The following is a 24,073-nucleotide window of genomic DNA, read 5'->3' on the forward strand; positions in this document are numbered from 1 at the left end:
GTGGCGGCAGTGGCCAGGACGACGGACGGTGACGGCACGCCCGTCCCGCAGCGGCTGCTCGCCGCCGCCACCCGGCTCTTCGCCGACCGCGGCTACGACCGCACGTCGGTGCAGGAGATCGTGGAGGCGGCCGGTGTCACCAAGGGCGCGCTCTACCACTACTTCGGCTCCAAGGACGACCTGCTGCACGAGGTCTACGCCCGGATGCTCCGCGTCCAGCAGGAGCGGCTCGACGCCATCGCGGACGCGGACGCCCCCGTCGAGCGGCGGGTCCGCGACGCCGCGGCCGACGTCGTGGTCACCACCATCGACAACCTCGACGACGCGTCGATCTTCTTCCGCTCCATGCACCACCTGAGCCCGGAGAAGAACAAGCAGGTGCGCGCGGAACGGCGCCGCTACCACGAGCGGTTCCGCGCGCTCATCGAGGAGGGCCAGGCATCCGGCGTCTTCTCCACGGCGACGCCGGCGGACCTGGTGGTGGACTACCACTTCGGCTCCGTCCACCACCTGTCCACGTGGTATCGGCCCGATGGTCCGCTCTCTCCGCAGCAGGTTGCGGACCACTTGGCGGACCTGCTCCTCAGGGCCCTGCGGGCCCCCTAAGGGGCGCGGGGCTGTGACATTTGCGGCTCCGCCGCGTGGGCGCGCTCAGCCCCCGCCGGGGCGCGGTCGCGTCTGCCGCGGCAGGTCCTACGGCGAGTGCGGCTCGCCGAGGGTTGCTCGCGCAGTTCCCCGCGCCCCTACGGGGCCACCAGCTACACGTACTTCTTCAGCTCACGCCGCGCCAGCGACCGCAGATGAACCTCGTCCGGCCCATCAGCCAAGCGCAGCGTCCGCGCGCCTGCCCACAGTTCGGCGAGCGGAAAGTCCTGGCTCACGCCCCCGGCGCCATGGAGCTGCACCGCGCGGTCGAGGATGTCGACCACCGCGCGCGGCGTCGCGATCTTGATGGACTGGATCTCCGTGTGCGCGCCCTTGTTGCCGACGGTGTCCATCAGCCAGGCCGTCTTGAGTACGAGCAGACGCAGCTGCTCCACCGCGACCCGCGCGTCCGCGATCCACTCCTGCACCACGCCCTGCTGGGCCAGCGGCTTGCCGAAGGCCGTACGCGACACCGCGCGCCTGCACATCAGCTCGATGGCGCGCTCGGCCATGCCGATCAGGCGCATGCAGTGGTGGATGCGGCCGGGGCCGAGCCGCGCCTGCGCGATGGCGAAGCCGCCGCCCTCCTCGCCGATCAGGTTCGAGGCGGGGACCCTGACGTTGTCGAAGACGACCTCTGCGTGGCCGCCGTGGTAGTGGTCCTCGTACCCGTACACCTTCATGGCGCGCCGCACTTCGAGGCCGGGGGTGTCGCGCGGGACGAGCACCATCGACTGCTGGCGGCGGATGTCGGAGGCGTCCGGGTCCGTCTTGCCCATCACGATGAAGATCTTGCAGTCGGGGTTCATCGCCCCGGAGATGTACCACTTGCGGCCCGAGATGACGTATTCGTCGCCCTGCCGCTCGATCAGCGTGGTGATGTTCGTGGCGTCGGAGGAGGCCACCTCGGGTTCGGTCATCGCGAACGCCGAACGGATCTCACCGGCGAGCAGCGGCTCCAGCCACTGCTTGCGCTGCTCGTCCGTGCCGAACTGCGCGAGGACCTCCATGTTGCCGGTGTCGGGCGCCGCGCAGTTCAGCGCGGTGGGCGCCAACTGCGGGGAGCGCCCGGTGATTTCGGCGAGCGGCGCGTACTGGAGGTTGGTGAGCCCCGCGCCGTGCTCCGCGTCGGGAAGGAAGAGGTTCCACAGGCCCTGCCTGCGGGCCTCGGCCTTCAGCTCCTCCACGACCGAGGGCGTGTCCCACGGTGACGCGAGCAGGGCGCGCTGCTCCTCGACGACCTGCTCGGCCGGGTGGACGTGCTCCTCCATGAAGGCGAGCAGCTTGGCGCGCAGCTCTTCGGTGCGCGCGTCGAATGCGAAGTCCATGGCTGTCTCTCAGCCTTCCTGTCGTCCCTGGAGGGTGGTGAGGCCGTGCTCGATGAAGACCGGGACCAGCTCGCCGATCCGGTCGAAGCCCGCGCCGACGGTCTGGCCGAGCGTGAAGCGGTAGTGGATGCCCTCCAGGATCACGGCGAGCTTGAACCACGCGAAGGCCGTGTACCAGGAGATGGCGCCGACGTCGCGGCCCGACCGCGTGGCGTACCGCTCGACGAGCTCGGCCGGGTCCGGGTGGCCAGGCGCGCCCGCCGTGGTGCTGATGGGGGAGTCGGGCAGCTCCAGCTTGACGCTGTACATGGCCAGGAGGCCCAGGTCGGTGAGGGGGTCGCCGAGCGTGGACATCTCCCAGTCGAGCACCGCCCTGATCCGGTCGGACCCGTCGATCAGGACGTTGTCGAGCCGGTAGTCGCCGTGGATGACGGTCGCCGCGGGCGATGCGGGCAGCGCGCGGCCGAGGGCGGCGTGCAGCTCGTCGATGCCCGCGAGGTCGCGGCCGCGGGACGCGTCCAGTTGCTTGCCCCAGCGGCGCAGCTGCCGGTCGAGGAAGCCGTCAGGGCGCCCGAAGTCACGGAGGCCGACCGCTTCGGGGTCCACGGCGTGCAGGTCGACGAGGGTGTCGACGAGGGTGAACACCGCGGCGCGGGTCCGCTCGGCGCCGAGCGGCGCGAGCTGTTCGGCGGTGCGGTAGGGGGTGCCCTCCACGAACTCCATGACGTAGAAGGGCGAGCCGATGACCGACTCGTCCTCGCACAGGAGCACCGGCTTCGGCACCGGCACGTCCGTCGGGTGCAGCGCGCTGATCACCCGGTGCTCGCGCTTCATGTCGTGCGCGGTGGCGAGCACGTGGCCCAGCGGGGGGCGCCGCACCACCCAGCGCGCCGCGCCGTCGGTCACGGCGTACGTGAGGTTGGAGCGGCCGCCCTCGATGAGCCGGGCCGAGAGCGGCCCGCCGACCAGGCCTGGCCGTTCGCGGTCGAGGTGGCCGCGCAACGTCTCCAGGTCGAGGCCCGGTGGGTGGACTGCGCTCATCTGTCACTCCTGATCGGCGAGGCGGTGGCGTGCCACACCATGATGCCGACCAGTCGGTATGTCGTCTAGGGGGGCGTCCCCGTCGCCCCTGCCGCGGAGCGCTCAGTGATCGTCCCAGTGCCCGTCATGGGCAGCATGCCGATGCCCGTCGTGCAGGTAGTCGACGTGATCGGCGTGGGTGACGGAGTCATGGCCGCAGCCGGAGCCGTGCTGGTGGTCATGCCCCTGGTGGGCCACGTGCCCACCCGGCTCGCACTCGTCGTAGTGGTCGGTGTGCAACCGGTGCAGATGGCCGTCGTGCGCGTAGTCGACGTGGTCGCCGTGCGGCACCTCGGGATGGCCGCAGGCGGGGCCGTGGACGTGGTCGTGGACGGGGTGTTCGTGGTGGAGCGTGGTCATGACGCACACCTTCGGCGAGGGGAGGGGCTGACTCTCTCAGGCTAGCCCCCTATGCCCGTTTGATGGCGTTATGGGAATGTGGTGCATGTTTCCCCGACCTCCGCGAACGGCGACCCCATGAAGGCGATCAGTTACCGCAGCTACGGCGGACCCGAAGTCCTCGAGTACGGCGAGGTGCGCGACCCCAAGGTCGGCCCCGACTCCGTCCTGGTGAAGGTGCGGGCCGCCGCCGTGAACCCCGTCGACTGGAAGTGCCGCGAGGGCTACCTCGACGCCGCCCTCGACCCGGTCTTCCCCGTGATCCCGGGCTGGGACGTGGCCGGTGTGGTGGTCCAGCCGGGCGCGTCGGTGCCGGAGTTCGCCGTCGGCGACGAGGTCATCGGCTACGTGCGCGAGGACTTCCTCTCGCGCGGCACGTTCGCCGAGTACGTCGCCGCGCCCGTGCGCACCCTCGCCCGCAAGCCGCGCAACCTCACCTTCGAGGAGGCCGCGGGGCTGCCGCTGGCCGGGCTCACCGCCTACCAGGTGATCGTCAAGGCCCTGGAGGTCACCGAGGGCGACGTCGTGCTCGTGCACGCGGCCGCGGGCGGGGTCGGCTCGCTCGCCGTCCAGCTGGCCCGGCACGCGGGCGCCCGCGTCATCGGCACCGCGAGCGAGCGCAACCACGACTATCTGCGCGAGCTCGGCGCGGAGCCCGTCACCTACGGGGACGGGCTCGTCGACCGCGTCAGGGCCCTGGCGCCCGAGGGCGTCGACGCGGCCTTCGACACGGTCGGGGGCGACGCGCTCAAGGCATCGGCCGAACTCCTCGCCCCGGGCGGCAGGCTCGCCTCCATCGCGGACGGCGGAGTGATCGGTCTGGGTGGCCACTACTGCTTCGTACGTCCCGACGCCGCCGACCTCCAGCGTCTGACGGAACTCGCCGAGCAGGACGTCCTGACCGTCCACGTCGACGAGACGTTCCCACTGGAACGGGCGGCCGACGCGCACCGGCTGAACGCGGAGGGGCGTACCCGGGGCAAGGTCGTCGTCACGGTGGAGTGGGCGGACTGATATCGCGTTGTCCGTGCCGCACCCCTGTGCCAGGGTTTCGCGGTGAGGACTTCCCCGAGTGACCTGTTGCGCTGGCAGTTCGAGCTGACCTGGTCGCTGTTCGAGTACCACCTGGAGCGCCTGGAGCCCGCGGACTTCCTGTGGGAGCCGGACGCCGAGTGCTGGACCCTCCGCGAGGACGACGACGGCGGCTGGGTTCCCGACTGGCAGGACACCGAGCCGGACCCGGTGCCGTTGCCCACCATCGGCTGGGTGAGCTGGCACCTGGGCTGGTGGCTGAGCGTGGCCACCGATCACGTGCACGGCCGGGAGCCGCGGGCGCGGGCGGACATCGCGTGGCCGGGGCCGGGCGATGCGACGGTCGCCTGGCTGCGCGGCCTTCGGGGCGACTGGCTGAGCGGTCTCGCCGGGCTCACCGACGCCGACCTCGACGGCGCCGCGGTGTTTCCGTGGGAGAACGACCCCGAACGGACCGTCGCCCACATGGTGACCTGGGTCAACGCGGAGCTCATGAAGAACGTCGCGGAGATCGGCCAGCTGCGGCTGCGGCGCGCCGCGTCCCCGCGGCGCGCCGAGGCGGGCGGCACCGGCGCCTAGCGGCTCCGCACCGGGGCAGGCGACATCGGCGCCCAGCGGCTCCGCACCGGCAGCCCACCTCAGAACACCATCGCCGCCGCGCACACCGCGAACGCCAGGGTGCACAGCGCCGCCGCCCGCGCGGTACCGAGGGCGAGCGTCCGCGGCCTGCACGCGCTCAGGGCGACCATCCTGCGGTGCGCGACGGCCAGGAACCCCAGCCAGAGCAGCAGGCACAGCGCGCAGGCGAGCACGCCGGGCACCGTCGGCCCGTGGTGCAGCGCGGCCCGTCCGGCGAGCACGGCGGCGACCGTGCACGACAGCGTCGTACGCCGCCACGCGAGCCGCGTGCGCTCCGGCTGCAGCCCGGGATCGCGGACCTGCTCCCCGGCCGGTGTCACCCCTCCCACCCGAAGAGCACGACCACCACCATGGCGAGCGCGACCACCGCGACGGCGAGACCGAGGAACGTCGGGAAGCGGCTCGCGGGCAGGTCCTCGCCGCGCCGCATGGCCCGCTCGCAGCGCACCCAGTGGTTCACCGCGCGCAGTGAGCAGAGCACGCCCGCGGCGAGCAGCGCGAGCGCGAGCCCGATGCGCCACGCCCAGCGCAGGTCCGGCAGGAACTGGTCCACGGCGAACCCGCCGCCGATCAGCGCGAGCGCGGTGCGCAGCCAGGCCAGGAAGGTGCGTTCGTTGGCGAGCGAGAAGCGGTAGTCGGGGGTGTCGCCGTCCTCGCGGATGCGCTCGGGCGCGAACCACAGCCTCAGGCTCTGTACGAAATTGCTCACGGGCGCACCATAAGCCGTGCCGGTCAGGCCGCGCGGAAGGCCCTCAGCCGGTGGTGGGCGTCGAGGCCGTCCGGCACCCACTCCCACTCGCCGAGCCGCCGCTCCAGCTCGTCGTCGGTGACGAAGCCGTGCCAGGCGACCTCCTCGACCTGCGGGTCCACCGGCAGCTCGCAGCGCACCTCGTAGAGGAAGGACCACCAGGAGTGCCCGGCGCCGTCGTCGTACAGGAACTTGAACAGCGGGGTGGGGCGCGGCAGTCCCTGGACGCCCAGCTCCTCCTGCGCCTCGCGCAGCGCCGCGTCGTCGTACGACTCGCCCGCCCCGACCACACCGCCGACGAACATGTCGTACCGCGAAGGGAAGACCAGCTTGGTCGGGGTGCGCCGGTGCACGAAGAGACGGCCCTGGGCGTCCCGCACCTCGATGAACACGCAGCGGTGCCGCAGGCCCCGCGCGTACGCCTCGCCGCGCGGTGCCTCACCCACGATCTCGTCGTGCTCGTCGACGATGGTCAGGATCTCTTCGCGGGGGTCGGCCTGCCCGGCTGCTGAGTCAGTCATGCCGACCATCCAACCTCACTGCCCCATGACGTACTTGACCGTGGGTCCCGCGGTCCAGCCGCCGTCGACGGCGAGCTCGGCGCCGGTCACGTACGAGGCGGCGTCCGAGAGCAGGAAGACCATGGCGCTCGCGATCTCGTGCGGCTCGCCGACCCGGCCCATCGGGGTGTTGGGGTACTTGCCCTCGCCCTGCTCGATGCCGACCTGGGCGGTCATCGGGGTGTACGTCATGCCGGGGTGGACGGAGTTGACGCGGATGCGGGCGGTGCCGAGCTCCACCGCGCCGATCTTGGTGAGGCCGCGCACGCCCCACTTGGAGGCGCCGTACCCGGCGGTCAGCGCGAGGCCCATGAGCCCGGCCGCGGAGGAGATGTTCACGATGGACCCGCCCCCGGCCTCCTTCATGGCGGGGATGACGGTCTTCATGCCGATGAAGACACCGGTGAGGTTGATGTCGAGGACCTTGCGGAAGTGCTCGACGGACTCCGACTCCAGGAACTGTCCGGTGGATATCCCCGCGTTGTTCACCAGGCCGTGGATGCCGCCGAACTCGGCGACGGCGAAGTCGGCCACCCGCTGCCAGTCCGCCTCGGACGTCACGTCGTGGTGGACGAAGCGGGCGCGCTCGCCGAGGGCCTTCGCGGTGGCCTCGCCCTCCTCGTCGAGTACGTCGGTGAGGACGACATCGGCACCGGCGGCCACCGCCTGGCGGGCGGCATCCGCGCCGAGCCCGCGGGCGGCGCCGGTGATGACGACGGTCTTGCCGGTGAGGTCGTGGTCGGTCATGAGGTCTCTCCAAGGTGGGGTCGCGGGGCCCGCAACAGGGCCGCGGTGGTTTCGACGAGGTCGGCGAGGAAGAGCCGCTCGTCGGTCAGGGGGGTGGTGTCCGCCAGGTACTGCCGGGCGCGGTCGCCCAGGGCGGCGCCGACCAGCGTGAGCGCCAGGTCGAGCCGCTCCAGGCGCAGCGGCTCGGGCAGGCCCGCCTCGGTGAGGCAGTCCTCGACGCGGCCGATGAGGCGCCAGTAGACGGTGCCGTCGATGGTGGGGTGAGGGGTCCGGGTGCGTACGCCGCTCTCGTGGCTGAGCTGGGCGGACACGCGCAGACAGCGCCGACCGCGCTCGGTGCGCAACTCGGTGGCCTCGGCGGCCACGAGGGCACCGAGCAGCCCGCGCAGACCGGCACCGTCGCCGACGCGCGCCAGCTCCTCGGTGAGCACCCGCTCGGTCCGCTGCTGCCGAGCGGCCATCACGGCATCGAGGAGCCCGCCCCGGGAGCCGAAGTGGTACTGCACGGCGGAGGGATTGCTCTGCCCCGCGATCCGAACGATGTCCCGCAGCTGAGCCCCGTCCACTCCCTGCTCGGCAAAGACCTCTTCACCGGCACGGATGAGCTTCTCCCGAGTCTCGGGACCTGATGTCCTGGCCATCCCCCCACTCTAATGCCGCCCATTATTAAAAGCGAGAACGGGCTCGTAAGGGGAGAACGGGCCCCGCAGGGGTCGCGGGGAACGGCGCGCCAAGCCACGTCGAACCCGCAGGATGCGAACGCCGTCGCGGGCAAGGGCGCCCTGTAAGGGGCGCGGGGAACGGCGCGATCAGCCACAGCGGTCCCGCGGGATGCGAACGCCGCCGCAGGCGAGGCGCCCCGCAGGGGGTGCGGGGAGCGGCGCGCCAAGCTGGATCGAATCCGCAGGATGCGACCCGTAAGGGGCGCGGGGAACGGCGCGACGAGCCACAGCGGTCCCGCGGGATGCGAACGCCGCCGCAGGCGAGGCGCCCCGCAGGGGGTGCGGGGAGCGGCGCGCCAAGCTAGATCGAACCCGCAGGATGCGACTCGTAAGGGGCGCGGGGAACGGCGCGACGAGCCACAGCGGTCCCGCGGGATGCGAACGCCGCCGCAGGCGACGCACCCCGCAGGGGTCGCGGGGAGCGGCGCGCCAAGCTAGATCGAACCCGCAGGATGCGACCCGTAAGGGGCGCGGGGAACGGCGCGATCAGCCACCGCGGCCCCGCAGAACGCGAACGCCGCCGCAGGCGAGAGCACCCCGCAGGGGTCGCGGGGAACGGCGCGATCAGCCACCGCGGCCCCGCAGAACGCGAACGCCGCCGCAGGCGAGAGCACCCCGCAGGGGTCGCGGGGAACGGCGCCGACCAGCCACCGCGGACCCGCAGAACGCCCACGCCCCCGCCTCACGCCCGCTGGAATTCCCGCTCCCCGGCCGCGCCCCCACGCGGCATCGCCGGGTGCATACCCAACAGCACGACCCCCACCACGATCCCCAGCAACCCACCCGCCTCCCAGGCGAGCGCCCCCGCGTCCGCGCGCAGCCGGTCGCCGAGGAAACCGACCCCGCACGCGATCCCCGCCAACGGCTGCGCCGCCGTGAGCGCGGGCAGGGACATCCGCAGCGGAGCCGTCTCGAAGGCGCTCTGGACGAGGACGAGGCCCGCGACGCCGAGCGCGATGACCCCGTACGGCTGCCACCCGGTGACAAGCCCCGCCCAGCCGTCCGCGGACAACCGCTGCCCGCTCACCCGCGTCAACGCGTCCTGCACGCCGTAGAGGAGCCCGGCGGCGAGCGCGAGGAGGGCGGGGCCCGCGCTGAGGCGGGACCGCTTGGCGTACGCCGTGAGCAGCAGCGCGCCGCCGGTCATCACGCCGATGATCAGCCAGTGCCGCACCGGATCCGTCACCGCGGCCCCGCCGCGCGGCTGGCCCGCCACGATGAACGCCGTGACGCCGCCCGCGAGCAGCGTGAGCCCGGCCCAGCCCTGGCGGCCGAGCTGCTGACCGGTCTGGCGGCGCGAGAGGGCGAGCGCGAAGAGCAGGTTCGTGGCGAGCAGCGGCTCGACGAGCGTCACCTCGCCGTGCCCGAGGGCGACCGCGCCGAGCGCCATGCCGCACACCATCAGACCGATCCCGGCGAGCCAGCGCGGCACCCGCATCAGGTCGAGCAGCAGCCGGGGCGAGAGGAAGTCGCTCAGGGGCGCGTGCCGCGCCGCGTTCTGCTGGAGTACGAAGCCGAAGCCGAGGCAACAGGCGGCGCCGACGGAGAGGAGGAGGACCGTAACCGGCACGTGAGGCACCTCGGGACTCAAGGCGGGTCGGGGGACAGGGACTTGGCGGGACGTTCCGGCAGAGCGGCAGAGCGGCAAAGCGGCAAAGCGACAGAGCGGCGGGTACTTGCCCGACGATAGTCCCCTTCGTCCCGCTCCGCGCACGCCCGCTTGACGAACTTCCGCCGTCTGTCGGTTGACGTCCACCGCCGCGCTGCCCAGGATCTGACCCATCAGTAACTTCGCGGGACCTTGTCGAGGAGGACGACCCCTATGGCGTACGACGCAGATGTGATCGTGATCGGGGCGGGGCTCGCCGGGCTCGCGGCGACCGCGGAGCTCGTCGACGCGGGCCGCCGGGTCATCCTCGTCGACCAGGAACCCGAGCAGTCGCTCGGCGGCCAGGCGCACTGGTCCTTCGGCGGGCTCTTCTTCGTCGACTCGCCGGAGCAGCGCCGCCTGCGGATCAAGGACTCGCACGCGCTGGCCATGCAGGACTGGCTGGGGACCGCCGGATTCGACCGTCCGGAGGACCACTGGCCGCGCAAGTGGGCCGAGGCGTACGTCGACTTCGCGGCCGGTGAGAAGCGGTCCTGGCTGCACGGGCAGGGCGTGCGGTTCTTCCCGGTCGTCGGCTGGGCCGAACGCGGCGGCTACGACGCGCAGGGGCACGGGAACTCGGTGCCGCGCTTCCACATCACCTGGGGGACGGGCCCCGGCCTGCTCGCGCCGTTCGTCCGCCGGGTGCGCGAAGGCGTGTCGCGGGGCCTGGTCCAGCTGAAGTTCCGGCACCGCGTCAGCGGCCTGGGGCGCAGCGCGGGCGCCGTCGACACGGTCACCGGCGAGGTCCTGGAGGACTCGTCCGTGGAGCGCGGCAAGGCCAGCAGCCGTGAGGTGACGGGATCCTTCGAGTTCCGGGCGCAGGCGGTGATCGTCACCTCCGGCGGCATCGGCGGCAACCACGATCTCGTACGCGCCAACTGGCCGACGCGGCTCGGCAGCCCGCCCGAGAAGATGATCTCCGGGGTGCCCGCGCACGTGGACGGCAGGATGCTCGGCATCGCCGAGGACGCGGGCGCGCGCCTGATCAACCGCGACCGCATGTGGCACTACACCGAGGGCATCGAGAACTGGCACCCCATCTGGGACAAGCACGGCATCCGCATCCTGCCAGGACCCTCCTCGCTCTGGCTGGACGCGCGCGGCCACCGCCTTCCCGTGCCGCTCTTCCCCGGCTTCGACACCCTCGGCACGCTCGAACACATCATGGGCACGGGGTACGACTACACGTGGTTCGTGCTCAACCAGCGCATCATCGGCAAGGAGTTCACGCTCAGCGGGTCCGAGCAGAACCCGGACCTGACCGGCAAGTCGGTGCGCGGGGTCATCGACCGGGCGCGGGCCGAAGTGCCCGGACCCGTCAAGGCGTTCATGGACCACGGCGCCGACTTCGTCGTCGAGAAGGACCTGGGCGCCCTCGTGCGCGGCATGAACGCGCTCACCAAGGAACCGCTGATCGACGAGGCCGCGCTGCGCCGCACCCTGGCCGCGCGCGACCGCGAGATCGCCAACCCGTTCACCAAGGACCTCCAGGTCACAGCCATCCGCGGGGCCCGCAAGTTCCTCGGCGACCGGCTCATCAGGGCCGCGGCCCCGCACCGGATCCTGGACCCCAAGGCGGGACCGCTGATCGCCGTGCGCCTCAACATCCTCACGCGCAAGACGCTAGGCGGCCTGGAGACCGACCTGTCCTCGCGGGTCCTGACCGAGGGTGGCAAGCCGCTGGAGGGTGTCTACGCGGCGGGCGAGGCCGCCGGGTTCGGCGGCGGGGGCGTGCACGGGTACCGCTCCCTGGAGGGCACCTTCCTCGGCGGCTGCCTCTTCTCGGGCCGTGCGGCGGGGCGCGCGGCGGCGGCCGCGGTGCGGTAGGCCGCGGAAGCAGAGCCAGAAGTAAAGCCGGTAAAGCCAGAAGTGAAGCGCATACATCGGGGGACCGGGGGTTACCCCAGGTGGGGAGCGAAGTCGGCAGATTCTGAGATGAGTTGGTGAAGGGCCAGCGTACGGGCGGGTCTTGACGCGGAGTGCCGCGTACCGCTTTGCTGTGCGTGATCATCCGAACGCAGCCGCGCCGGGGAGGACGTCCCGCGGTGTCACCACCCCCACCCCCACTGGGCCGTTCCCGCAAGAAGCGGACGGCGCACGCCTTCGACGCCGCACTCGACGACGCCGAACTCGTCGTCGCACGCACCGCGTTGACCCAGGGCCGCTGGACCGAGGCCCGTGCCCTGCTCGCCGCCACCGGGAACGACTGGGACCGCAGGGGCCACCGCTTCGACGTTCTCGCGCAGGAACCCACCACCGAGGCCTGGGCGCGCGACTGGCGGCTCGCCGAGCCCGAGAGCTACGACGCCGAGGTGCTGCTCGCCTTCGCCGCCGTGCACAAGGCGCTGCGCGGCAAGGCGCGTTCGGACAAGGTGCGCGCCCGCTGCCGCGAGGCGGCCGCGCGGCAGCCCGCCGACCCGACGCCGTGGCTCGCGCTGCTCCTGCTCGAACGGTCCCTCGGCCGCGAGGAGGACGTCGTACGCCTCTTCGACGAGGTCCGCCACCGGCACCCCGAGCACCACCACGCCCACCACCTCATGGTGGCCAGGCTCGCCGAGCGGCGCCCCGACGCCGGGCAGGACCCGATGCACGAGGTCTACGACTTCGCTTCCTGGGCGGTCGAACAGGCACCCGCCGCCTCGCCGTTGGCGGTCCTGCCGGTCGTCGCGCACGCCGAGCGCTACCGGGTGCTCGCCGTCGCGGGCCTGGAATCCGTCGATCCGGCCGCCTCCGGGCACTGGACGGGCCGCCGCGCCCGCGGCGTGATGAAGGCCGCCTTCGACTGGTGGCTGGAGTGGGAGAGGCCCGGCGCCGCCCCCGCGCATCCGCGCGCCTGCATCGACCTCAACTTCCTCGCCCACGCCAAGTCCTGCGAAGGCAGGGCGGCCGAGGCGGCCGCGCTCTTCCACCGCATCGGCAGGCACGCGACCCCGGCCCCCTGGTCGTACCCGGACCGGGATCCCTACGAGGCGTTCGGCGCCGCCCGGGCCGCGGCGCTCGGATCGACCTGAGCATGCGCCCGCCGATCAGTACCCCGTACCCCGCACCCCGCACCAGTTCTCCCACACCCCCACACCCCGCATCAGTTCCCCCGAAAGGACAACCGCGCCATGGCGACGGGCAGTTCGCGCACGAGCGGCAGCAGCACCCTCGGTGATCCGATGGGCGACACCGGCATCAGCACGTACAAGGGCCAGGAGACCGCGCTGCGGGCCGGGCGGCTCGGCACGGCGGGGCTGCTGCTCTCCGTGCTCGCCGCGACCGGGCCCCTGATGGTCGTCGCCGGTGTCATGCCCACTACATACGGCGTGATGGGGGTCGTCGGGCAGCCCCTGCTCTTCCTCATCCTCGGCGTCGTCCTCGCCCTCTTCAGCTTCGGCTACGCGGAGATGAGCCGCCACGTCCACAACGCGGGCGCCTTCTACGCGTACATATCCCGGGGCCTCGGCGGCACCGCGGGCGCCGGTGCCGCGCTCGTCGCGCTCGTCGCCTACAGCGCGCTGCAGGCGGGCCTGTACGGCATGCTCGGCTTCGAGGTGTCCGGGCTGCTCCAGACGTACTTCGACGTCGAAGTCGCCTGGTGGATCCCGGCGCTCGTCGCCGTCGCCGTCGTCGCGGTCCTCGCCTGGCTGAAGATCGACCTGAACGCGCGCGTGCTCGGCGTGCTGCTGCTCGTCGAGGTGGCGCTCGTCGTCATCTTCGACATCGCGGCCGTCGCGGACCCGGCCAAGGAGGGACTGTCCCTGCACGCGTTCAACCCGGACACCCTCAGCGGCGCGGGCGTGGCCACCTCGCTCTGCTTCTGCATCGCGGCCTTCACCGGCTTCGAGCAGGCGCCCGTGTACGCCGAGGAGACCAGCCGTCCGCAGGTCGTCGTCGCCCGGGTGATGTTCTTCGCGGTGGGCTTCGTCGCGGTCTTCTTCGCCTTCAGCTCCTGGGCTCTCACGGTCGCAGCGGGCCCCTCCGGCATCGTCCCCGCCGCCCAGGAACAGAGCGCGGGGCTGCTGTTCAACCTCACCGAGTCCCGGCTCGGCGGCACCTTCACCGACGTACTCCACGTGCTCTTCGTGACCGGCATGTTCGCGGCGATCCTCAGCTTCCACAACGTCGTCGCGCGCTACGCCTTCGCGATGGGCCGCGAGCGGCTGCTGCCCGCCGCGTTCGGCCGCACCAACACCTCGACCGGCGCGCCTGGCACCGGATCGCTGCTCCAGACCGTCGTCTCCGTCGTGGTCGTCATCGGCTTCGCCGTCGCCGACGACGGCCCCGCGGGCGACCCGACCGCGCCCGTCCTGCACCTGTTCACCTGGGGCGGCAACATCGGCGCGCTCGGCGTGATCCTCCTGATGGCCACCGCGTCGATCGCCGTCATCGTCTTCTTCGTCCGCAGGGGAGCGGCCCGCGCCCAGGTCTGGCGGATCACCGCGTCCGCGCTCGCCACGGTCGGCCTGCTCGTCATCGCCGGGTACACCGTCAAGGACTTCGACGTCCTGGTCGGCGCGGGCAAGGACTCGGCGCTCAGCTGGGTGCTGCCCGGCGTCATCTTCCTGGCCGCCGTGATCGGCGTGGTCTACGGCGCCGTCCTGCGCGCCAGGAACCCCGCGGCGCACGCCCGCATCGGGCTCGGCAACGAGGCGTTCCAGCTGGAGAAGGCGTCCGGCTCCGCGGAGATGTGACGGAACGCTGACGGCGGCCCGCGGCCCCTGGCCCGCGGGGGCCGCGAGTGCTCGAATCGAAGAGTGACCACGCGACAGACGCGACAGACCGGAGCGGACGACGGCGGCGGAACCCCCGTCGGCCGCCGCATCGTCCTCGGCATGCTCGGCCTCGGCGCCCTCGGGGTGGCCGCCGCGCCCCCGCTCCAGCGCGGCCTGGAGTCCTTCCTCGGCGCCGCCGCCGACAAGGACCCCACGGGCCTGACCCAACTCCTGCCCAACGGCGGCGGGTTCCGCTACTACTCGGTCGCCGCCTCCGTGCCGCACCGGAGCCCGTCGTCGTACCGCCTGAAGATCGACGGACTCGTCGAGCGGCCCGTCACCCACACCCTGTCCGCGCTGCGCGCCTTCCCCCAGACGCGTCTCGTCCGCGACGTGCAGTGCGTGACGGGCTGGCGGGTGCCGAGGACGCCGTTCGAGGGGGTACGGCTCGCCCGGCTCCTGGACGCCGCCGGGGTGCGCCCGGCGGCCCGCGCCGTACGGTTCACCTGCTTCGACGGGACGTACAGCGAGAGCCTCACCCTCGAACAGGCCCGCCGGAAGGACGTCCTCGTCGCCCTGCGCATGCAGGACGCGCCGCTCAACCACACCCACGGCGGTCCCGTCCGCCTCTACGCCGCCCCGATGTACTTCTACAAGTCGGCCAAGTGGCTCTCCGGCATCACGCTGACCGACGAGGTCGTGCCCGGCTACTGGGAGCGGCGCGGCTACGACGTGGACGCGTGGGTCGGCCGGTCGAACGGACGCGACGATGAGCCGACTGTCTGAGGTGGCCGGGGCGCCGGTACGGGTACGGCGGTTCAGCCGTGCCCAACGTTCGGTGCATCGCCTCACGGCCGTGCTGATGGGGGTGTGCGTGGCGAGCGCCGCCTGCCTCTACGTCCCCCAGCTCGCCGAACTCGTGGGCCGCCGCGCCCTGGTGGTCACCGTCCACGAGTGGTCCGGGCTGCTGCTCCCCGCCCCGTTCCTCGCGGGCCTGGCATCCCGCGCCTTCCGCGGCGACCTGCGCCTGCTCAACCGCTTCGGCCCGCACGACGGCGCGTGGCTGCGGTCCGTGCTCCGACGGCGGCCGCGGCCCGGCGCGGGCAAGTTCAACGCGGGCCAGAAGCTGTTCGCCGGGTGGCTGGCCGGAGCGGTCCTCGTGATGCTCGGCACGGGGCTCCTCATGTGGTTCACGCACCTCGCACCCCTGGTGTGGCGCACGGGGAGCACGTTCGTGCACGACTGGCTGGCGCTGGCCATCGGCGTGGTGCTCGCGGGGCACGTGGGGATGGCGCTCGGGGATCCCGAGGCGCGGCGGGGAATGCGGACCGGGTCCGTGGACCCGGGGTGGGCGGAGCGGGAGCATTCGCTCTGGCGGCGGTGAGGTGGCATGGGGCCGGTGTCCATCGCCGGCTGCGCCGAGCTCGTCCTCAAGCGCCGGACAGGCTCAATGTTTTGGCCCCCGCCGTCGTCGGCTTTGATCGCCGGCTGCGCCGAGCTCGTCCTCAAACGCCGGACGGGCTGAAATTCCCCCGGCCGGGCTGAATTCCCCCAGCCAGGCTGAATTCCCCCCCCAACAGGGCTGAGACGTTCGCGGCCGGGCTGCGCATCGCAGCCCGGCCGTGGAAGCCTCAGCCCTGGTGAGAGCAATTCAGCCCTTGAGGGGCGGAGCATTTCAGGCCGGGGGGGGGCGAAAATTCAGCCCCTCCGGCGTTTGAGGAGCGGGGTCCGGGGCGGAGCCCCGAGGAGACGGCGCGCTAGATGACCAAGGACAGCAGCAGCACCAACCCACCCGCCACCACAGAGATGATCGTCTCCATCACCGACCACGTCTTGATCGTCTGGCCGACGTCCAGGCCGAAGTACTCCTTGACCAGCCAGAACCCCGCGTCATTGACATGCGAGAAGAAAAGCGAACCCGCACCGATGGCCAGGACGAGCAGCGCCGTGTGCGACGTCGACATGTCCGCCGCGAGCGGAGCGACGAGCCCCGCCGCCGAAATCGTCGCGACCGTCGCCGAACCCGTCGCCAGCCGGATCGCCACCGCGATCAGCCAGGCGAGCAGCAGCGCGGGGATCGACCAGTCCTTGGAGAAGTCCAGGATCATCTGGCCCACACCGATGTCGATGAGCGTCGTCTTGAAGCCGCCGCCCGCGCCCACGATCATCAGCACGCCCGCGATCGGGGCGAGCGACTTCTCGACCGTCGTCGAGAGCCGGTCCTTGGTGAAGCCCGCCGCGCGGCCCAGCGTGAACATCCCGACGATCACCGCCGCGAGCAGCGCGATCAGCGGCGAACCGATGACGTCGAAGACCCGCTGCACGGTGGTCTCGGGGTCGTCCACCACGATGTCCACCAGCGCCTTGGCCAGCATCAGGACGACGGGCAGCAGCACCGTGGCGACGGTCGCGCCGAAGCCGGGGCGCTTGTCCAGGTCCTCCGAGGGACGCTGCGGGATCATCTTCTCGGGGGCGGGGACGTCCACCCAGCGGGCCGCGACCTTCGCGAACAGCGGGCCCGCGATGATCACCGTCGGGATGGCGACGAGGACGCCGAGCGCGAGCGTGACGCCGAGGTTGGCGTCGACCGCGTCGATCGCCACGAGCGGACCCGGGTGCGGCGGGATGAGCCCGTGCATCACGGACAGACCGGCGAGCGCCGGGATGCCGATGCGCATCAGCGAGTAGTTGCCGCGCTTGGCGACCATGAGGACGACCGGGATCAGCAGCACGATGCCGACCTCGAAGAAGAGCGGCAGACCGATCACCGAGGCGATGAGCACCATCGCCCAGGGCATCGCGCGCCCGCCCGCCCTGGCCAGGATCGTGTCGACGATCTGGTCGGCGCCGCCGGAGTCGGCGAGCAGCTTGCCGAGGATGGCGCCGAGGGCGATGAGGACGCCGACGCCCGCGACGGTCGAGCCGAGGCCGGTGGTGAAACTGGCGATCGCCTTGTCCAGCGGCGCGCCCGCGAAGGCGCCGAGCGCGAGCGACCCGATGGTCAGCGCGAGGAAGGCGTGCAGCTTGAACTTGGTGATGAGCAGGACGATGACGGCGATGCCCGCGAGGACGGCGATCCCCAGCTGGGCATGGCCCGCCGAGGTGATCGGCTCGACGGGGTCCGCTGCCAGCATCTCGACGCTGAGATGGGTCACGGTTCTTTCCTTGTGCGTGGGTACGGGAGCGCCCCTCAGGGGCGCGGGGCTGTGACATGTGCGGCTCCGCCGCGCGGGCGCGACCAGCCCAATGCGGCCCGCAGAGTGGAACAGCTAGCGGAGTTCGAGGCCGTGAAGCGCCGAGAAAGCCCGATCGGCGATCTCCTCGGGCCCACCCGAGACATCGACGTCGACACCCGCCTCATCCGCCCCGAGAGGCTGAAGCGTGGCGAACTGCGAGTCGAGAAGCGCGGTCGGCATGAAATGCCCCTGCCGGTGCGACATCCGCTCCTCGATGAGGACCCTGTCACCGGTCAGGTGGACGAAGACGACCCCGGGAGCGGCAGCGCGCAGCCGGTCGCGATAGGAGCGCCTGAGCGCCGAGCTGCTGACCACCCCGCCGCGTCCTGCCCTGCCGTGCGCCCAGGCGCCGATGGCGTCGAGCCACGGCCACCTGTCGTCGTCGGTGAGCGGTGTGCCGGAGGACATCTTCTGGATGTTCTCCGCCGGGTGGAAGTCGTCGCCTTCGGCGTAGGGAACGCCGAGCCGGTCCGCGAGCAGGGGGCCGATCGTGGTCTTGCCGGTTCCTGCCACGCCCATGACTACGACGACGTGGGGGGTGCTCATCGTTGGTGCCTCGCTGTCTTCATGTCTTCATCGACATCGGCCGCGCGGACCGGGACCGAAGGGGGGAGTGGCCCCGGTCCACGCGTTCACGCCACTGAAACCTATTAGGTCTGACGAATTCAAGCCCCTGTGACATAAAAGTCTGACTTATTGTTCCCGCGCCTCTCCTCGTAGGCTTCCGTCATGACCGCACAGGCCCGAGGGCTGCACTCCCGCGTACTGGAAAGCCTCGGGCCCGCCATCACCGCGGGCGAGTACCCGCCCGGCAGCGTGCTGCGCACCGACGAGCTGGCCCAGCGCCTGGAGGTGTCCCGCTCCGTGATGCGCGAGGCGGTCCGGGTCCTGGAGTCCATGCACCTGGTCGCGTCGCGCCGCCGCGTGGGCGTGACCGTACTGCCCACCGAGGAGTGGAACGTCTACGACCCGCAGGTCATCCGGTGGCGTCTTGCGGGCGCCGACCGGCCGCGCCAGCTGCGCTCGCTCACGGTGCTGCGGTCCGCGATCGAGCCCGTCGCCGCGGGACTGGCGGCCCGGTACGCCACCGCCGAGCAGTGCGCCGAGCTCACCGCGTGCGCGCTCGGCATGGTCGCCCACTCGCGCGGGCACCAGCTGGAGGGCTATCTGAAGCACGACGTGGCCTTCCACCGGGTGATCCTGAACGCCTCGGGCAACGAGATGTTCGCGCGGCTCGGCGACGTCGTCGCCGAGGTCCTGACGGGACGTACCGCGCACCAGGTGATGTTCGAGGACCCCGACCCGCCCGCCGTCACCCTGCACGTCCGGGTCGCCGAGGCGGTACGGGAGGGTGACGCGGCCCGCGCCGAGGCCCTGACGCGGGAGATCGCCGAGGGCGCCCTCCAGGAGCTGGACATCCTCGCGCCCTGACGCAGGGGAGCCCCGGGCGGTCGGCGGCAGGGACACCCGTGCGATCGGCGACAATGGACACCATGTCCCGACGCGCCGCCCGCCCCGCCCGTACCGCACGCCCCGTGAACTGCCCCTGCGGTCACCCCGTGCCGTACGAGAAGTGCTGCGGCAGGCTGCACCGGGGCGAGGCCGCGGCGGCCACCCCCGAGGAGCTGATGCGCTCGCGCTACAGCGCCTTCGCGGTCCGCGACGAGGGCTACCTCCTGCGCACCTGGCACCCCAGGACCCGGCCGCCGCGCGTGGAGTTCGACCCCGGGACGCGCTGGACGGGCCTGGACATCGAGGACACCACCGAGGGCACGGCGTTCCACCCGAGGGGCACGGTCACCTTCCTGGCCCGGTACACCGAGGGCGGCCGTGCGTACGCCCTGCACGAGCACAGCACGTTCGAACGCGTCGACGGGGCCTGGGTGTACGTCGACGGCACGTTCGTCGACTGAGCCGAGGGCCACCGCGCGCCGAATCGGAAGCGGACGCGTGTCCGAGACCCGACGCGACCCGGCCACCGGCGTACCCGTGCGCGTGGGACTGCTGGCAAGCGGAGGTTCACACGGGGTGTGTCCGCGGCGCGCGGGGTGGGTCCGCGCGTGGCCCGCGAAGCCGCCGACGGGCCCAAATGCCCTGGCCCGCCCGCCTGTTCGAGGCTGCTGAGCGGCCGTGCACATAGGCGGGAACCGTCGCTGCGGCCGACCGGTACCGCCAGTAGCGTCTGCCTGCTCCCTGTCCCTTTCGCGGTACCGCACACGCACAAGCGGCCGCGGTCCCGCGCACGCAGTCCCGTACGCCGCGCGAAGAAAGAGGCGCCCGATGGCCGACACCGGACAGCACCAGCAGAGCCAGCAGAGCTACGAGCGCTACCAGGGCGGCAGTCCTGAAGCGGAACGCCGGCTGTTCGAGCGCCTGGCACAGGAACTGATGAAGGTTCAGGAGAAGAACCGGCGCGGCGCGGGAGCCGCCGTCCCCGGACGCGCCTTCCACGAGAAGGCAGCGCTCGGCGTGGAGAACGCCAGGCTGCGCTTCCACGACGAACTGCCCGACGCCCTGCGGCAGGGCTTCGCACAGCCCGGCGCCGAGTACCCGGCGACCGTGCGGCTCTCCAACGCCAGCGGCATCCGGCAGGCCGACGGAGCACCCGACCTGCGCGGCGTCGCCGTGCGCGTCACGGTGTCCACCGAGGAGAGCCACGACCTGCTCGCCACCAACCACCCGGTGTCGCACGCCCGCGACGCCCGCGAGTTCGTCGCCTTCGCCAAGGCGATGGCGGGCGCCACGACCCCGCTGCGCAAGGCCTTCGGGCTGCTGGTCAAACTCCCGCTCGCCGTCGGCCTCTCCACCGCCACCCGCATGCGCCGCAACGTGCGGGCCGCCGCCCGGCACACCGTCGAAAGCCTGGCAGGCGAGACGTACTGGAGCCGCGGCGCCATCCTGTGGGGCGAGGCGGGCCCGGTCCGCTACCTGCTGCGCCCCACGGGCAGCGCCACCACCGCCAAGCCCGGCTCCAGGAGCCGCGATCCGCAGTACCTGCGGCGCGAGTTGGAGACCCGGCTCGCCCGCCAGGACGTCGCCTTCGAGCTCTGCGTCCAGCGGTACGTCGACGCCGGGCGCACCCCCGTCGAGGACGGCTCCGTGGAGTGGCTGGAGTCCGTCGCACCCGCGCTGCCGGTGGCCACGCTCACCGTGCCGAGCCAGGACCTCGACACCGCCGAGGCCCGCGCGGCGGGCGGCCGCGTCGAGGTGACGGGCTTCAACCCCTGGTACACCACCGACGACTTCCGTCCGCTCGGCAACCTCAACAGGGCCCGCAAGGCCGCCTACGAGGCGAGCTCCGCCTACCGGCACGGACTGCGCTTCGTCACCGAGGAGCCGCTGCGCAACAAGGTGCTCGGCGCGCCCGTCGGCGCCGCGTTCCGCCTCCTGAACCGCGCGGTGCCCTGGCACAAGCTGCCGTTGGCGGCGAGCCTGCTCAACCTCGTCTTCCTGCGCAAGGTGCTGCGCCGCTTCAACCTCATCGACACCGATCTGCACGAGGCGCCCCCGAAGGCGGGCCCCGTGCCCGCGCCCATCGACGAGAGGCTGCGCACGGCGCGGTCCTACGACGGGACGTACAACGACCTCTCCGCACCCCGGATGGGCGCCGTCGGCGCGCCCTTCGGGCGCAACCTGAAACCGGAGTACCGGCCCGACCTCTTCGACACCCCGAACCCGGTCACCGTCAGCCGCCAACTCCTGTACCGCGACACCTTCCTGCCCGCCACCTCGCTGAACGTGCTGGCCGCCGCATGGATCCAGTTCCAGGTCCACGACTGGGTCAACCACCCGCGTCACAAGCCCGGCGGCAAGGCCGTCGAGGTGCCGCTGCCGCCCGGCAGCACCTGGCACAACACCCCGGGCGGACCCGCCGAGCACGTGATGCGCTTCGCCGAGAACGAGGGCATCGAGCTGCCCGGCGACCAGCCGCCGCTCCTCTTCGCCAACGCCGCCTCGCACTGGTGGGACGGGTCGGAGGTGTACGGCGAGAGCGAGCAGACCGCGGCGTACCTGCGAGAACCCGACGGCGGCGACAAGCTCCGCCTCGAAGAGGGCCATCTGCCCATCGGCCAGAACGGCATCCCGCTGACCGGCTTCGCGGAGAGCTGGTGGCTGGGCCTGAGCGCCATGCACACGCTCTTCGCCCGCGAGCACAACGCGGTCTGCGACGCGCTGCGCCAGGCCTATCCCTCGATGAGCGCCGAGAGCCGGTACCACACGGCACGCCTGGTCGTCTCCGCCCTCATCGCCAAGATCCACACCGTGGAGTGGACGCCCGCGATCCTCGCCACCGAGGCGATCGACCTCGGTCTGCACACCAACTGGGACGGGCCGCCGCAGAGTTGGCTCAACAAGCTGGGCCTGTGGCTCCTTGAGGCCCATTCGCTGACGGGCATCCCCAAGACGCTGCCCGACCACCACGGCGTGCCGTACTCCCTCACCGAGGACTTCGTCACCGTCTACCGGATGCACCCGCTGATCCCCGACGACTACGAGATGCGCGAACACCGCTTCGGGCAGCGCCTGGAGACGCTCACCTTCAACGACGTCCAGGGCCGCGCCGCCGAGGCGGCCATCCGCAAGACGGGCCTCGCCGACACGCTGTACTCCCTCGGCATCGCCCACCCCGGCGCGATCACGCTGCACAACTTCCCGCGCGCGCTCCAGCGGTTCGAGCGCGACGGCGAGATCATCGACCTCTCCGTGGTCGACCTGGTGCGCACCCGCAGGCGCGGCGTGCCCCGCTACAACGACTTCCGCGCGGGCCTGCACAAGGAGCGCATCCGGCGCTTCGAGGACCTCAGCGAGGACCCCGAGACCGTCGCGCGCCTCAAGGACGTCTACCGCTCGGTCGACGAGATCGACACCGTCGTAGGGCTGTTCGCCGAGAACCCGCCGCACGGCTTCGGCTTCAGCGACACGGCCTTCCGCATCTTCATCCTGATGGCCACCCGGCGGCTGCAGAGCGACCGCTTCCTGACCGTCGACTTCCGCCCCGAGATCTACACCCCGCTCGGCATGGACTGGGTGCAGAAGGGCGGCATGAAGTCGGTGCTCCTGCGGCACGCCCCGGAACTCGCGGGCCTGCTGCCGCGCGGCGCCAGCGCGTTCGCGCCCTGGCGTCAGGTGCCGCCGGTCAGCGGCGGCGGACATGCCGGAGGGTGAAGGACACCGGGGAGTCTCCGGTGGCGGTGGTGGTGACGGTGACGGCGATGCGGGCCGCCCCGGTCACCCCGGTCTCGCGGACCTGTTCGCCAGGCCGCTCCTGGAGACGCTCTGGCGCCGCCGCACGCACCGGGTGAGCCGCGGCGCCGACGTCCCCGCGGGCTCGATGAGCTACCGCTCCCCGCACGAGCCGCGCCCCCTGTCCGAGCTGGAGGAGGCGGTCCTGATCGCGCTGACCGGGTGCACCGGTCTGACGATGCCGGACCGTCCCTTCGACGACCCGCGCGACGGCACGCCCATCATGGCGAAGCCGAACATGACCATGGCGGGCCGCACCGCGGGCAGCCCGGACAACGCGCAGGCCACGCACTTCTTCCTGATCAACGACTCGGGCACGTACTTCCTGCGCAGGCTGCCCCCGGCCCCCTCCGAGCCCCTGGACGCGCGGCGCCTGGTCGAGCGGGCGCGGCTCGCCAAGGTCCGCGTCCTTGACCACCGTCTCGACGTCGCCGAAGGGCTGCGCGACTTCCCGGCCTACCTCGACTCCAACCGCTTCCTGTCCAACCTGCCGGGAACGACGCTCCTGTTCCCCGTCGTGGACCTCTCCCACCAGTACATCAACGCCCTGATGTACCTGCTCACCCAGCCCGACAAGGCCCGCCCCACGCTCGTCGACGACCGCAACTTCTACCGCCCCGCGGGCGTGCGGAAGTGGGTCCGCAACGGCTTCCTCAACGGCGACCTGAAGCTGCCGCTCGGCGCGCTCGGCCCGCTGCGCACCCAGATCGAGGCGGACCTGCTCCTGCAGAACCTGATGCTGACCGCGGAGGCGATGGGGCTCGGCGCCTGGATCCACGCCTCCGTCAACCCTCAAATCGCCCTGGGCGACCCGAAGTTCTCCCGCGCCTACGGCCGCATGCTCGGCTTCTCCTTCGTCACCCCGCGCTGGCGCCTGCCCGACCTGTGGCGCTGGCACGTCCCGCTCCCCACGTACGCGACGCTGCGCGCGCATCCGGTGGGCCTGACGTCCCCCGAGGGCGAGACGCTGATCGCGGCCGCCTGCCCGCCCGCCCACCGCACGATGCGCGAGGCGGTCGACGCGGTGATCCGCGACAAGTTCGGGCCCGGCGGCGTCTACGGCGACAAGGACGTGTTCGCGCACATCTACAAGGAGGAGTACGGGCAGCGCTATCTGGCGGAGGCCAGCGCGTACGAGGAACGGGTCGTCGAGTGCGCGCGGGACATCTGCGCGTACATCCACGACACGCACCGCCGCTTCCCCGCGCATACGGACGCGATCCACGTGCCCGGCGTGTGGCTCCAGGTCCACCACGTGGAGAGCGAGTACTACGAGAGGTTCTTCAGGCACGGGCTGACCGATGCGCACCGTCGGCACGAGGACCTCTGGGACGGCTGACCGCAC

The 24,073-nt window shown here is 72.0% G+C and carries 23 protein-coding genes; 12 read left to right on the forward strand and 11 right to left on the reverse strand.

The genetic code is table 11. From position 1 onward, the window contains the following. Positions 1-9 precede the first annotated feature (9 nt). Positions 10-606 (forward strand): TetR/AcrR family transcriptional regulator, encoded by a 597-nt coding sequence (locus tag CP970_RS34825; protein WP_055555723.1) that lies wholly within the window; start codon positions 10-12, stop codon positions 604-606. A 152-nt stretch (positions 607-758) separates the two neighbouring features. On the opposite strand, the gene CP970_RS34830 is transcribed toward CP970_RS34825, so the two are convergent. The 3 genes from CP970_RS34830 to CP970_RS34840 form a co-directional block, all read right to left on the reverse strand. Then, positions 759-1,973, reverse strand: coding sequence for an acyl-CoA dehydrogenase family protein (locus CP970_RS34830; RefSeq protein WP_055555725.1), 1,215 nt, complete (start codon positions 1,971-1,973; stop codon positions 759-761). A gap of 9 nt (positions 1,974-1,982) precedes the next feature. Further along, the gene (locus CP970_RS34835; RefSeq protein ID WP_055555727.1) at positions 1,983-3,014 is read right to left on the reverse strand and encodes a phosphotransferase family protein; all 1,032 of its coding nucleotides are present in this window, start codon (positions 3,012-3,014) and stop codon (positions 1,983-1,985) included. 102 nt (positions 3,015-3,116) lie between these two features. Continuing rightward, the gene (locus CP970_RS34840) at positions 3,117-3,413 is read right to left on the reverse strand and encodes a hypothetical protein (RefSeq protein WP_079044012.1); all 297 of its coding nucleotides are present in this window, start codon (positions 3,411-3,413) and stop codon (positions 3,117-3,119) included. A 117-nt stretch (positions 3,414-3,530) separates the two neighbouring features. On the opposite strand from CP970_RS34840, the gene CP970_RS34845 reads away from it, so the two are divergent. Both CP970_RS34845 and CP970_RS34850 read left to right on the forward strand, forming a co-directional pair. Continuing rightward, positions 3,531-4,466, forward strand: coding sequence for an NADP-dependent oxidoreductase (locus CP970_RS34845; protein WP_055555731.1), 936 nt, complete (start codon positions 3,531-3,533; stop codon positions 4,464-4,466). Positions 4,467-4,508: 42 nt separating this feature from the next. Beyond that, entirely contained in the window at positions 4,509-5,063 is a 555-nt protein-coding gene (locus CP970_RS34850; protein WP_055555733.1) for a DinB family protein, read from the forward strand. 59 nt (positions 5,064-5,122) lie between these two features. Here CP970_RS34850 and CP970_RS34855 read toward each other — a convergent pair whose 3' ends face one another. The 6 genes from CP970_RS34855 to CP970_RS34880 all read right to left on the reverse strand — a co-directional run bounded on the left by CP970_RS34855 (position 5,123) and on the right by CP970_RS34880 (position 9,470). Beyond that, positions 5,123-5,452, reverse strand: a complete 330-nt coding sequence (locus CP970_RS34855; protein WP_107099121.1) for a DUF202 domain-containing protein — start codon at positions 5,450-5,452, stop codon at positions 5,123-5,125. Beyond that, complete coding sequence (locus CP970_RS34860) at positions 5,440-5,832, reverse strand: YidH family protein (protein ID WP_055555736.1); 393 nt, start codon at positions 5,830-5,832, stop codon at positions 5,440-5,442. The genes CP970_RS34855 and CP970_RS34860 overlap by 13 nt, the downstream gene beginning before the upstream one ends. A 23-nt stretch (positions 5,833-5,855) precedes the next feature. Next, a complete protein-coding gene (locus CP970_RS34865; RefSeq protein ID WP_079044014.1) occupies positions 5,856-6,392 on the reverse strand; it encodes an NUDIX hydrolase in 537 nt (178 codons plus the stop codon). A gap of 15 nt (positions 6,393-6,407) precedes the next feature. Continuing rightward, positions 6,408-7,178 carry a glucose 1-dehydrogenase gene (locus CP970_RS34870; RefSeq protein WP_055555740.1) on the reverse strand — a complete coding sequence of 257 codons (771 nt, stop codon included), beginning with the start codon at positions 7,176-7,178 and terminating at the stop codon, positions 6,408-6,410. Beyond that, complete coding sequence (locus CP970_RS34875; protein WP_055555742.1) at positions 7,175-7,819, reverse strand: TetR/AcrR family transcriptional regulator; 645 nt, start codon at positions 7,817-7,819, stop codon at positions 7,175-7,177. Before CP970_RS34875 ends, CP970_RS34870 begins: the two co-directional genes overlap by 4 nt. A 763-nt stretch (positions 7,820-8,582) precedes the next feature. Beyond that, positions 8,583-9,470 carry a DMT family transporter gene (locus CP970_RS34880; RefSeq protein WP_150494383.1) on the reverse strand — a complete coding sequence of 296 codons (888 nt, stop codon included), beginning with the start codon at positions 9,468-9,470 and terminating at the stop codon, positions 8,583-8,585. Positions 9,471-9,722: 252 nt separating this feature from the next. On the opposite strand from CP970_RS34880, the gene CP970_RS34885 reads away from it, so the two are divergent. The 5 genes from CP970_RS34885 (at position 9,723) to CP970_RS34905 (ending at position 15,632) form a co-directional block, all read left to right on the forward strand. Further along, positions 9,723-11,378: an FAD-binding dehydrogenase gene (locus tag CP970_RS34885; protein WP_055556949.1), complete on the forward strand. Its 1,656-nt coding sequence runs from the start codon at positions 9,723-9,725 to the stop codon at positions 11,376-11,378. A gap of 218 nt (positions 11,379-11,596) precedes the next feature. Further along, a complete protein-coding gene (locus tag CP970_RS34890) occupies positions 11,597-12,562 on the forward strand; it encodes a hypothetical protein (protein ID WP_191094988.1) in 966 nt (321 codons plus the stop codon). A gap of 99 nt (positions 12,563-12,661) precedes the next feature. After that, positions 12,662-14,227 carry an APC family permease gene (locus CP970_RS34895; protein ID WP_150494385.1) on the forward strand — a complete coding sequence of 522 codons (1,566 nt, stop codon included), beginning with the start codon at positions 12,662-12,664 and terminating at the stop codon, positions 14,225-14,227. 141 nt (positions 14,228-14,368) lie between these two features. Beyond that, positions 14,369-15,034 (forward strand): molybdopterin-dependent oxidoreductase, encoded by a 666-nt coding sequence (locus CP970_RS34900; RefSeq protein ID WP_079043757.1) that lies wholly within the window; start codon positions 14,369-14,371, stop codon positions 15,032-15,034. Then, positions 15,018-15,632, forward strand: a complete 615-nt coding sequence (locus tag CP970_RS34905; RefSeq protein WP_055551278.1) for a cytochrome b/b6 domain-containing protein — start codon at positions 15,018-15,020, stop codon at positions 15,630-15,632. The genes CP970_RS34900 and CP970_RS34905 overlap by 17 nt, the downstream gene beginning before the upstream one ends. 373 nt (positions 15,633-16,005) lie before the next feature. Here CP970_RS34905 and CP970_RS34910 read toward each other — a convergent pair whose 3' ends face one another. Continuing rightward, positions 16,006-17,403: a GntP family permease gene (locus tag CP970_RS34910; protein ID WP_055551280.1), complete on the reverse strand. Its 1,398-nt coding sequence runs from the start codon at positions 17,401-17,403 to the stop codon at positions 16,006-16,008. A 114-nt stretch (positions 17,404-17,517) separates the two neighbouring features. Then, a complete protein-coding gene (locus tag CP970_RS34915; protein WP_055551282.1) occupies positions 17,518-18,030 on the reverse strand; it encodes a gluconokinase in 513 nt (170 codons plus the stop codon). Positions 18,031-18,213: 183 nt separating this feature from the next. Between CP970_RS34915 and CP970_RS34920 the strand changes: the two genes are divergently transcribed. The 4 genes from CP970_RS34920 to CP970_RS34935 all read left to right on the forward strand — a co-directional run bounded on the left by CP970_RS34920 (position 18,214) and on the right by CP970_RS34935 (position 24,067). Next, a complete protein-coding gene (locus CP970_RS34920) occupies positions 18,214-18,915 on the forward strand; it encodes a FadR/GntR family transcriptional regulator (protein ID WP_055551284.1) in 702 nt (233 codons plus the stop codon). 62 nt (positions 18,916-18,977) lie between these two features. After that, entirely contained in the window at positions 18,978-19,397 is a 420-nt protein-coding gene (locus CP970_RS34925) for a YchJ family protein (protein ID WP_055551294.1), read from the forward strand. Between the two features lie 367 nt (positions 19,398-19,764). Next, positions 19,765-22,650 (forward strand): peroxidase family protein, encoded by a 2,886-nt coding sequence (locus tag CP970_RS34930; RefSeq protein WP_055551286.1) that lies wholly within the window; start codon positions 19,765-19,767, stop codon positions 22,648-22,650. Next, a complete protein-coding gene (locus CP970_RS34935; RefSeq protein ID WP_224058884.1) occupies positions 22,637-24,067 on the forward strand; it encodes a hypothetical protein in 1,431 nt (476 codons plus the stop codon). Before CP970_RS34930 ends, CP970_RS34935 begins: the two co-directional genes overlap by 14 nt. Positions 24,068-24,073 lie beyond the last annotated feature (6 nt).

Origin of the sequence: Streptomyces kanamyceticus, from assembly GCF_008704495.1 — a bacterium.
GTDB classification, from domain to species: Bacteria; Actinomycetota; Actinomycetes; order Streptomycetales; family Streptomycetaceae; genus Streptomyces; species Streptomyces kanamyceticus.